This is a genomic window from Sphingomonas bacterium, from assembly GCF_903643035.1.
Lineage (GTDB): Bacteria > Pseudomonadota > Alphaproteobacteria > Sphingomonadales > Sphingomonadaceae > Sphingomonas.
The window spans coordinates 1-9,129 of record NZ_CAHJWW010000110.1 but is presented as its reverse complement, the minus strand read 5'-3'; the positions used below and the strand labels follow the sequence as shown (position 1 = coordinate 9,129).

10 protein-coding genes are annotated in these 9,129 nt (G+C 69.5%); 4 read left to right on the top strand and 6 right to left on the bottom strand.

Translation table 11 applies throughout. The features are described from left to right. Nucleotides 1-147 precede the first annotated feature (147 nt). Entirely contained in the window at nt 148-486 is a 339-nt protein-coding gene (locus HUV01_RS08445) for a P-II family nitrogen regulator (protein ID WP_174297850.1), read from the bottom strand. Nucleotides 487-586: 100 nt separating this feature from the next. Continuing rightward, entirely contained in the window at nt 587-1,417 is an 831-nt protein-coding gene (gene map, locus HUV01_RS08440; protein WP_174297849.1) for a type I methionyl aminopeptidase, read from the bottom strand. Between the two features lie 62 nt (nt 1,418-1,479). Between map and HUV01_RS08435 the strand changes: the two genes are divergently transcribed. From HUV01_RS08435 to HUV01_RS08420, 4 genes are all read left to right on the top strand, one after another. Next, the gene (locus HUV01_RS08435) at nt 1,480-2,247 is read left to right on the top strand and encodes a competence/damage-inducible protein A (protein ID WP_174297848.1); all 768 of its coding nucleotides are present in this window, start codon (nt 1,480-1,482) and stop codon (nt 2,245-2,247) included. A gap of 147 nt (nt 2,248-2,394) precedes the next feature. Next, complete coding sequence (locus tag HUV01_RS08430) at nt 2,395-3,069, top strand: 4-carboxy-4-hydroxy-2-oxoadipate aldolase/oxaloacetate decarboxylase (protein WP_174297847.1); 675 nt, start codon at nt 2,395-2,397, stop codon at nt 3,067-3,069. Then, complete coding sequence (locus HUV01_RS08425) at nt 3,062-4,117, top strand: 4-oxalomesaconate tautomerase (RefSeq protein WP_174297846.1); 1,056 nt, start codon at nt 3,062-3,064, stop codon at nt 4,115-4,117. The genes HUV01_RS08430 and HUV01_RS08425 overlap by 8 nt, the downstream gene beginning before the upstream one ends. Next, nucleotides 4,114-5,007: an amidohydrolase family protein gene (locus HUV01_RS08420; RefSeq protein ID WP_174297845.1), complete on the top strand. Its 894-nt coding sequence runs from the start codon at nt 4,114-4,116 to the stop codon at nt 5,005-5,007. The genes HUV01_RS08425 and HUV01_RS08420 overlap by 4 nt, the downstream gene beginning before the upstream one ends. A 38-nt stretch (nt 5,008-5,045) precedes the next feature. On the opposite strand, the gene lptG is transcribed toward HUV01_RS08420, so the two are convergent. From lptG to HUV01_RS08400, 4 genes are all read right to left on the bottom strand, one after another. Then, a complete protein-coding gene (lptG, locus tag HUV01_RS08415; protein ID WP_174297844.1) occupies nt 5,046-6,137 on the bottom strand; it encodes an LPS export ABC transporter permease LptG in 1,092 nt (363 codons plus the stop codon). Further along, on the bottom strand, nt 6,137-7,354 hold the full coding sequence (gene lptF / locus HUV01_RS08410) for an LPS export ABC transporter permease LptF (RefSeq protein WP_174297843.1): 1,218 nt from the start codon (nt 7,352-7,354) through the stop codon (nt 6,137-6,139). Before lptF ends, lptG begins: the two co-directional genes overlap by 1 nt. A gap of 98 nt (nt 7,355-7,452) precedes the next feature. Beyond that, the gene (gene spt, locus HUV01_RS08405) at nt 7,453-8,730 is read right to left on the bottom strand and encodes a serine palmitoyltransferase (protein ID WP_174297842.1); all 1,278 of its coding nucleotides are present in this window, start codon (nt 8,728-8,730) and stop codon (nt 7,453-7,455) included. 1 nt (nt 8,731) lies between these two features. Beyond that, nucleotides 8,732-8,971, bottom strand: a complete 240-nt coding sequence (locus HUV01_RS08400; protein WP_174297841.1) for an acyl carrier protein — start codon at nt 8,969-8,971, stop codon at nt 8,732-8,734. Nucleotides 8,972-9,129 lie beyond the last annotated feature (158 nt).

The following is a 9,129-nucleotide window of genomic DNA, read 5'->3' as shown; positions in this document are numbered from 1 at the left end:
GAACCGAAGATCAACCCACTCGATCTCCCCCTCACCGATCATCGCCCGGATGTCGCTCGCCGTCTTCGCCATGATCGCGCCCTTCTGGTGTCGTGGTCCGACCCGTCTTCCATGCTGCGGCGCGCCACGTCAACGGCGCGCGTCGGATCAGATCGCCGCCTCGTCCCGCTCGCCGGTGCGGATGCGCAGCGCGCTCTCGACCGGCAGGACGAAGATCTTGCCGTCGCCGATCCGGCCGGTCTGCGCCGCCGCCGCGATCGCCTCGACCGCGCGGTCGCACAGCTGGTCCTCCACCACGATCTCCAGCTTCACCTTGGGCAGGAAGTCGACGACGTACTCGGCGCCTCGGTAGAGTTCGGTATGGCCCTTCTGACGGCCAAAGCCCTTGGCCTCGATCACGGTGATGCCGCTGACGCCGATCTCGTGAAGCGCCTCCTTCACCTCGTCGAGCTTGAAGGGCTTGATGATGGCCTCGATCTTCTTCACGCGCGCACTCCCTCTCTGGCCGACTGTCAGCTCCTGGCGATACCGTGCCAGCCGCGGCGCCGACGGGCAAGGGGACGGGTAGGGCGAGGGGCGCCCGCCATCAGGCGTGGAACGGCGGCTTGTGCAGGCCGGCCGGGCTGTAGGTGAAGACCTCGCATCCGTCCTGCGTGATGCCGACGCTGTGCTCGAACTGCGCGGACAGCGAGCGGTCGCGCGTCACCGCCGTCCAGCCGTCGTCCAGCAGCTTCACGTCCGGCCTGCCGGTGTTCACCATCGGCTCGATCGTGAAGATCATACCGGGGCGAAGCTCCGGACCCGTGCCCGGGCGACCGACGTGCACCACCTCGGGCGCGTCGTGGAACAGCCGGCCGACGCCGTGCCCGCAGAAATCGCGTACCACGCCGTAACGGTGCCCCTCCGCATGTCGCTGGATGGCGTGCGCGACATCGCCCATGTGCGCGCCGGGGCGGGCCGCCCCGATGCCCAGCATCAGGCACTCGTAGGTGACCTCCACCAGCCGCCGTGCCTTCAGCGGCACGTCGCCGATCAGGTACATGCGGCTGGTGTCGCCATGCCAGCCATCGACGATCGGCGTCACGTCGACGTTGACGATGTCGCCCGCCTTCAGCGTCTTGTTGCCGGGAATGCCATGGCAGACGACGTGGTTGATCGAGATGCAGCTGGCGTGCGTATAGCCGCGGTAGCCCAGCGTCGCGGGCAGGGCGCCCTCGGCCCGGATGAAGTCGAGGACGATGCGATCGATCTCGGCGGTCGTGACGCCCGGCACCATGTGGGGCACGATATGGTCGAGCGTCGCTGCCGCGAGCGCGCCTGCCCGCCTCATGCCGGCGAACGCCTCCGGCCCGTGCAGCTTGATGGCGCCGGTACGGCCCAGCGGCGCATCGGCCGAGACGGTGACATAGTCGGTCATGCCAGCCATATAGCTGTGCCCCATCGTTTTGCGAATGGGGCGACGAGGCGTAGGGAGCAGGCATGAGCGAACGCATCTGGACCGCCGCCCTGGCCGTCATCGGCGACGAGATACTGTCCGGCCGCACGCAGGACAGGAACATCGCCCAGCTCGCGACCTGGCTGAACGTGCAGGGCATCCGCCTCGCCGAGGTGCGGGTGGTCGCCGACCGGACGGAAGCGATCATCGAGGCGGTGAACGCGTTGCGGGAACGCAACGACTATCTGTTCACCACCGGCGGCATCGGGCCGACCCACGACGACATCACCGTCGACGCGATCGCGCAGGCGCTGGGCGTCGGCGTCGTCCACCACCCGCGCGCGATGGCGATGCTGGAGGAGTATTACGCCACGCGCGGCGGGCTGACCGATACGCGCGCGCGGATGGCGCGGGTGCCCGACGGCGCGGAGCTGATCGAGAACCGCGTGTCCGGGGCGCCCGGCATCCGCTGGGGGAACATCTTCGTGATGGCGGGCGTGCCGCACATCACCGCCGGCATGCTCGATACGCTCACCGGTTCGCTGGAGGGCGGGCGCCCGGTCGTCAGCCGCACGGTCGGCTGCTGGGTGGCGGAAAGCGAAGTGGCCGACCTGCTGCGCTCCACCGAGAAGGCCCATGCCGGAGAAGGCGGGCAGGTGGCGATCGGAAGCTATCCGTTCTTCCGCGACGGCCGCGTGGGCGCGAACTTCGTCGTCCGCAGCGCCGATCCGGCGCTGGCCGACCGCTGCATCGCCGACCTGACGGGCGCGCTGGAGGCGGACGGTCGCGCGGTGACGCAGGGCGGCATATAGACCGATACCCGAGCAGGGGCGGATCGCCCGGCGGCGCGGGCCGATACCGAACGAGACACCTCGCTTAGCACGGGCTTATCGGCCGCGCGGTGATTCGATTGGTCGATCGGCGCCGCCGGTGCGAGACGCCGGTCAGAGGAGAGGTGCATGGTCGGGCGCGTGGTACGTGACATCCAGCGGGCGCAGGCATCGGCGATCGACGGGCTCGCCGCAGCCGGCGTGGCGACGGTGCACGAGGCGCAGGGCCGCACCGGCCTGCTCGCCAGCCGGATGCGGCCGATCTATCCCGGCGCGCGCGTCGCCGGCTCGGCGGTCACGATCTCGGCGCCGCCGGGCGACAACTGGATGATCCATGTCGCGATCGAGCAGCTGCGGCCGGGCGACATCATGGTGCTGGCGCCCACGAGCCCCTGCGACGACGGCTATTTCGGCGATCTGCTGGCGACCAGCGCGATGGCGCGGGGATGTCGCGGGCTGGTGATCGATGCCGGCGTGCGCGACGTGCGCGACCTGACGCAGATGGGCTTTCCCGTCTGGTCTAAAGCGGTGTTCGCGCAAGGTACGGTCAAGGCGACCCTGGGGTCCGTCAACGTCCCCATCGTCTGCGCCGGCGCCGCGATCGAGCCGGGCGACGTCATCGTCGCGGACGACGACGGCGTATGCGTGGTGAGGCGCGCCGACGCGGCCGACGTGCTGGCCAGGGCGCAGGCGCGCGAGGCGAACGAGGAGGTCAAGCGGCGGCGGCTCGCGGCCGGCGAACTGGGACTCGACATCTACGACATGCGCGGCAAGCTCGAAGCCCTGGGCCTGCGCCATGAGTGAAGGCATCGCCTGCATGTGGATGCGGGGCGGCACCTCCAAGGGCGGGGTTTTCCTGGCCAGCGACCTGCCGGACGACGTCGCAATGCGCGATGCGCTGCTGCTTCGCGTCATGGGTTCGCCCGATCCGCGCCAGATCGACGGCATGGGAGGCGCCGACCCGCTGACGAGCAAGGTCGCGGTGGTGAAGCGGTCGGCGCGGGAGGGCGTCGACGTCGACTATCTGTTCCTGCAGGTGTTCGTCGATCGGGCGGTCGTCACCGACAGCCAGAACTGCGGAAACATGCTCGCCGCGGTCGGCCCGTTCGCGATCGAGCGCGGGCTGGTGACGGCCACCGGCGCCGAGACCCGCGTCACGATCTTCATGGAGAACACGGGCCAGATCGCGGTGGCGACCTGCGTCACGCCGGGGGGCATCGTCACCTACGCCGGCGGCGCCCGCATCGACGGCGTCCCCGGCACCGCGGCGCCGGTGTCGCTGGAGTTCCGCGACACCGCCGGCTCGTCCTGCGGCGCGCTGCTGCCGACCGGCAACCCGGTCGACACGGTCGAGGGCGTCGCCTGCACGCTGATCGACAACGGCATGCCGTGCGTCGTGTTCAGGGCCGGGGACTTGGGCGCGACGGGCTATGAGGATCGCGAGACGCTCGACGCGGCCACCGACCTCAAGGCGCGGATCGAGGCGATCCGGCTCGGGGCGGGGCCGATGATGGGACTGGGCGACGTGACCGCGAAATCGGTGCCCAAGATGATGCTCGTCGCGCGCCCGCGACATGGTGGCGCGGTGACGGTCAGAAGCTTCATCCCGCATCGCGCCCATGCGACGATCGGCGTGCTGGGCGCGGTCAGCGTCGCGACCGCGTGTCTGGTCAGGGGCTCGCCCGCTGCCGCGGTGGCGACCGTCCCGGCGGGGGCACGCAGGACGCTGTCGGTCGAGCATCCCACCGGCGAGATGACCTGCGTGCTGGAGACGGATGGCGCCGGCGCCGTGACCGGTGCCGCATTGCTGCGCACGGCAAGGCTGTTGATGGACGGGAAGGTGTTCGCATGAGTGTCGATGCGGACGGCCGGGTACGCAGCTGGACGCTCGATCCGTCGCGGCCCCGCTACGTGCCGCCGGCGGGAGCGGTCGACGCGCACTGCCACGTCTTCGGCCCGCAGGCGCTCCACCCCTTTGCCGCCAGGGCGAAATACCTGCCGCAGGACGCCGCACCGGACACGCTGTTCGCCCTGCGCGACCGGCTGGGCTTCGCGCGCAACGTGATCGTCCAGGCGAGCTGCCACGGCACCGACAATGCGGCGACGCTGGATGCCATCGCCTGTTCGGACGGACGGGCGCGGGGCGTCGCGGTGGTCGACCCGGCGATCGACGACGTCGGCCTCCACGCGCTGCACGACGGCGGCATCCGCGGCATCCGCTTCAACTTCCTCAAGCGGCTGGTCGACGACGCGCCCAAACACAGGTTCCTCGATGTCGCCCGCCGCCTGCCCGCCGGCTGGCATGTGGTGGTCTATTTCGAGGCGGACATCCTGGCCGAGCTGCGCGCGTTCCTGGACGCCATTCCCGTGCCGCTGGTGATCGACCACATGGGGCGCCCCGATGTCGGCCAGGGTCCCGACGGCCCCGACATGCGCGCGTTCCGGATGCTGCTCGACAGCCGGCCCGACATCCACTTCAAGGCGACGTGCCCCGACCGGCTCGACCCCGCCGGACCGCCCTGGGACCATTTCGCGACCGCCGTCGCGCCGCTCGTCGCGGACTATCCGACGCGGGCGCTGTGGGGAACGGACTGGCCCCATCCCAACATGCAGGACGCGATGCCCGACGATGGCGCTCTGGTCAACATGATCCCGCGCATCGCGCCGACATCGCAGCTGCAGGCCGCGATGCTGGTCGACAATCCCGCAAGGCTCTACTGGGCGGACGACATCGCTTCATAGCCTGCGGCGCCGCCCTTGTCTCGCGGGCGCTCCGGCGGCTATTCCTCCGTGCGGATCAGGACGGCCTCGCCGATCAGGAAGAACAGCAGGAACGGCGCCCAGGCGGCGAGGAACGGCGGGTATGCGCCGAGGCTGCCCATCGCGAGCGCGAAATTGTCCGCGACGAAATAGGCGAAGCCGAGCGCCAGGCCGACGACGGCCCGCACGAACAGCTTGCCCGAACGCGCGATCCCGAACGCGGCCACCGCGCCCAGCAGCGGCATCAGCACCGCCGACAGCGGCCCCGACAGCTTGTGCCACTCGTCGCCTTCCAGCCCTTTGGTGGGACGGCCCGCGTCCGCCAGGTCCTGGATCGCCGCTCGCAGGCCGCCGAACGACAGGCCATCGGCATCCACCGTCGATACCATGAACTGCTCCGGCCGCACGCCATCGGCGATGTGGACCGCGCCGAGCCGCACGAGCCTGCCGCTGGCGACGTCGAAACGCGTGGCGGGGAAAAGCCGCCAGCCCCTGCCGTCGCGTACGCCGTGCGGCGCCCTGATGAGCGAGATGAGCCTGCCGCCCTCCCGGTCGTAGTCGGTGATGCCGCCAAGCCGCGCCATGTCGCCGCGCCCCTTCAGCTGCTCGACCTCGATCAGGTCGTCGCCATCGCGCACCCAGACGTTCGTCCGGTCCCCGCGGTCGATCGGCAACGGCCCGTAATCCACGGCCTGCCACTGGTTGAGCGTCGCGGTCGCGCGGCTGACGATACGGTCGTTGAAAGCGAACGACAGCGCGGCGACGCCGACGCTTGCGACCAGCAACGGCGCCAGCACCTGATGCGCGGACAGCCCCGCGGCCTTCAGCGCGATGACCTCGCTGTTCTGGTTCATCGTGAAGAACGTCAGGATCGCGCCGCCCAAGACCGAGAACGGCAGGATGAACGAGACGATCTGCGGTGCCCGCAGCTCCATGTAGCGCCATACCTCGGCATCGCTGTTGCCCCGGTACGCAAGGATGTGCCCCGACTCGCCGAGCACGGCCAGAACGAGCAGCACCATCGACACTGCCGCCATGATGGCGAAGGTGCGCGTCATGAACATCCGCGCCATGTAGACGGCGATGGTCGGCGAGGGGAACGCGCTGGCCATCAGGCGGCGACCGGTGCGGCCGGCGCCGACGGCGGCCGGCGGACGAAGCGACGGCGGATCAGCGCCCAGCCCTTGTCGAACACCCGCTCGAGCCCCCCGATCGGCTGGCCGCCGGGAACATAGGCGATGGTGTAATACATCCAGAGCACCAGCCCCGCGAACACCGCGAACGGCGCCCATAGCGCGACCAGCGGATCGACTTGGGCGAGTTCGCCGAGCGACTCGGCATACTGGTTCACCTTGAAGTAGGTGACGATCATCACGATCGAGACGAGAACGCCCAGCGCGGATGCGGACCGCTTGGGCGGCACGCCGAGCGCCAGCGCGAGCAGCGGCAGCAGCAGCATCGACACGACTTCCGTGACGCGGAAATGAAACTCTGCGCGGCTGGGATCGCGCTCGTGGACAGGAACGCCGCGCTCGCGACCCTGCCGCGCGAGCTCCAGCAGCGTCGACTCGCGATGGTCGGACGGGCCGCCACGCTTTCGGAAGCTCTCGAACTTGGGAAGGTCGATGGGCAGATCGTGCGACGTGAACGTCAGCACGCGCGGCGTCACGAAGTCCGGCCGGTTGTGGATCAGCGTGCCGTCGGTCAGTCGGAAGATGATGACGTCGGGATCGTCGGTGGCAAGGAACCGGCCGTGCTCGGCCGTGACGCCGACCCAGTCGCCCTTGGGGGTATCGGCATGGACGAAGATACCCGTCAGCCGCCGTCCCTCGTCGCGGCTCTGCTCGATGCGCAGCGTCATGCGGCTGCCCAGATGGGTGAACTCGCCGACCTTGATCGATGCGCCCAGCGCGCCGGTGCGCAGCTCGAAGCGCAGCCGTTCATAGCCGTAGCGCGCGCGTGGCTGGACATATCCGACGATGACGAGGTTGAGCAGCGCGAGCACCACCGCGTACATGTACGGCACCCGCAGCAGCCGGGCATAGCTCATGCCGACGCCCCGCATCACGTCGAGTTCGGACGAGGTCGCGAGCCGGCGGAAGGCGAGCAGGATGCCCAGCATCAGCCCGATAGGGATGCCGAGCCCCAGATATTCGGGCAGGAGGTTCGCCAGCATCTTCCACACGACGCTGATCGGGCCGCCCTCGGTCGCGACGAACTCGAACAGTCGCAGCATGCGGTCGAGCACCAGCAGCATCGCCGCGATCACCAGCGTCGAGAACAGCGGCACCGCGATCAGCCGCGCCATGTAATGATCGATCGATTTCATGGACGGATGCGTGGCTCGCGAAGACGGGCGGAAGCCCGGCTATAGGGAGGCCGGGCGGGAACGTCAGCCGCTTTATGCGCCCCCGCCCCCGGTCCCGGTCATGCCAGCGCGCCGGTCGCCTCGCCCGCGGCGCGGAACATCGCCAGGATCGTCTCGATTTGGTCGGGCGTGTGCTCGGCGCATAGCGAGCAGCGCAGGAGGTACGTGCCGGCGGGCGTGGCGGGCGGCCGCGCCATGTTGACGTACAACCCGCCTTCGAGCAGCGACTGCCACATCGCCACCGCCTGGCGCTGGTCCTCCAGGATCACCGCGATGATCGCCGATTGCGGCGTCTGCGTGCCGAGGCGGAAGCCCATGTCGAGCAGGCCGCCGTGCAGCCGCCGCGAGCTTGCCCACAGCCGCGCCCGCTTGTCGCCCGCGCCCATCAGCTTGCGGATCGACGCGGCGGCGGTCGCGACGACCGACGGCGGCAGGCTGGCGGTGAACACATAGGGCCGGCAGACGAGGCGCATCACCTCGAACTTGGGATGGTTGGAGACGCAGAACCCGCCGACCGTGCCGACCGATTTGGAGAAGGTGCCGACGACGAAGTCGACCTGATCGGCCACGCCCTGCTCTTCGTACACGCCGCGACCGTGCTCGCCGAAGAAGCCCATGCCGTGCGCCTCGTCGACCAGCACCATCGCGCCGTGCTTCTTCGCCACCGCCACCATCTCGGGGAGCGGCGCGACATCGCCCAGCATCGAATAGACGCCTTCGAGAACGACCAGCTTGCCCGGTTCGCGCGGCAGCCTGCCCAGCCGGCGGTCGAGGTCCTCGACCGAATTGTGGCGGAAGCGGACGATCTCGGCGTTGCCCATCGCGCAGCCGTCGTAGATCGAGGCATGGCTGTCGGCGTCCAGGATCACGTACTCGCCCTTGCCGGCTAGCGTCGAGATCATGCCGAGGTTGGCCTGGTAGCCGGTCGAGAAGACCATCGCATGATCGGTGCCGTAGAAGGTCTTCAGCGCGTCCTCGCAATCGCGGTGCGGGGAGTAGGTGCCGTTGAGCACCCGGCTGCCGGTTGTGCCCGACCCGAACGTCGCGAGCGCGTCCCGCCCGGCCTCGATCACGTCCGCGTCGAACGTCATGCCCATGTAGTTGTAGGTGCCCAGCAGGATCGTGTGCCGGTTGCCGATCACGGCTTCGGTGGGCGAGAGCACGCGGTCCATGACGATCGAGAAGGGATCGCGCACGCCGGTCGCCAGCAGCGCCTCGCGTTCGGCGATCAGCGGGTCGAACTTGCTGAACAGGTCGCGCCCCGAACCGGGCGGGGCCGGCGCGATCTCGGGCGGGTCGAACGACAGCTGATGGCGGGTGGCGGCGGCTTCGGTCATGTCAGGCGACCTTCAACCGGTTCACCGCGTCGACCAGCTGGCCGATCGTCTCGATCTCCGCCTGCATGTTCATCGTGATGACGATGTCGAACTCGTCCTCCACCGACGCGACGAAGTCCATGACCGTCAGCGAGTCCCACTCCAGATCGCCCTGGAAGCCGGTGGCCGGGGTCAGCGCGACGCCCTTCTTGTTGAACGGCGCGATCAGCCGCGCGACGGTGTCGTAGGTGCTATCGCTCATGGGGCAGTCCTGGCAGCCGATTGCGGCGGCGATACGGCGCTATAGCAGCCTGTGGGCGCGATACCACGCCGCCGTCGCCGCCAGCGCCGCGCGCGTGTCCTCGCGCGGCGACCAGAAGGCGGCGGGCGGCCGGTCGTGCGCGACCCAGTCGAGGTGCG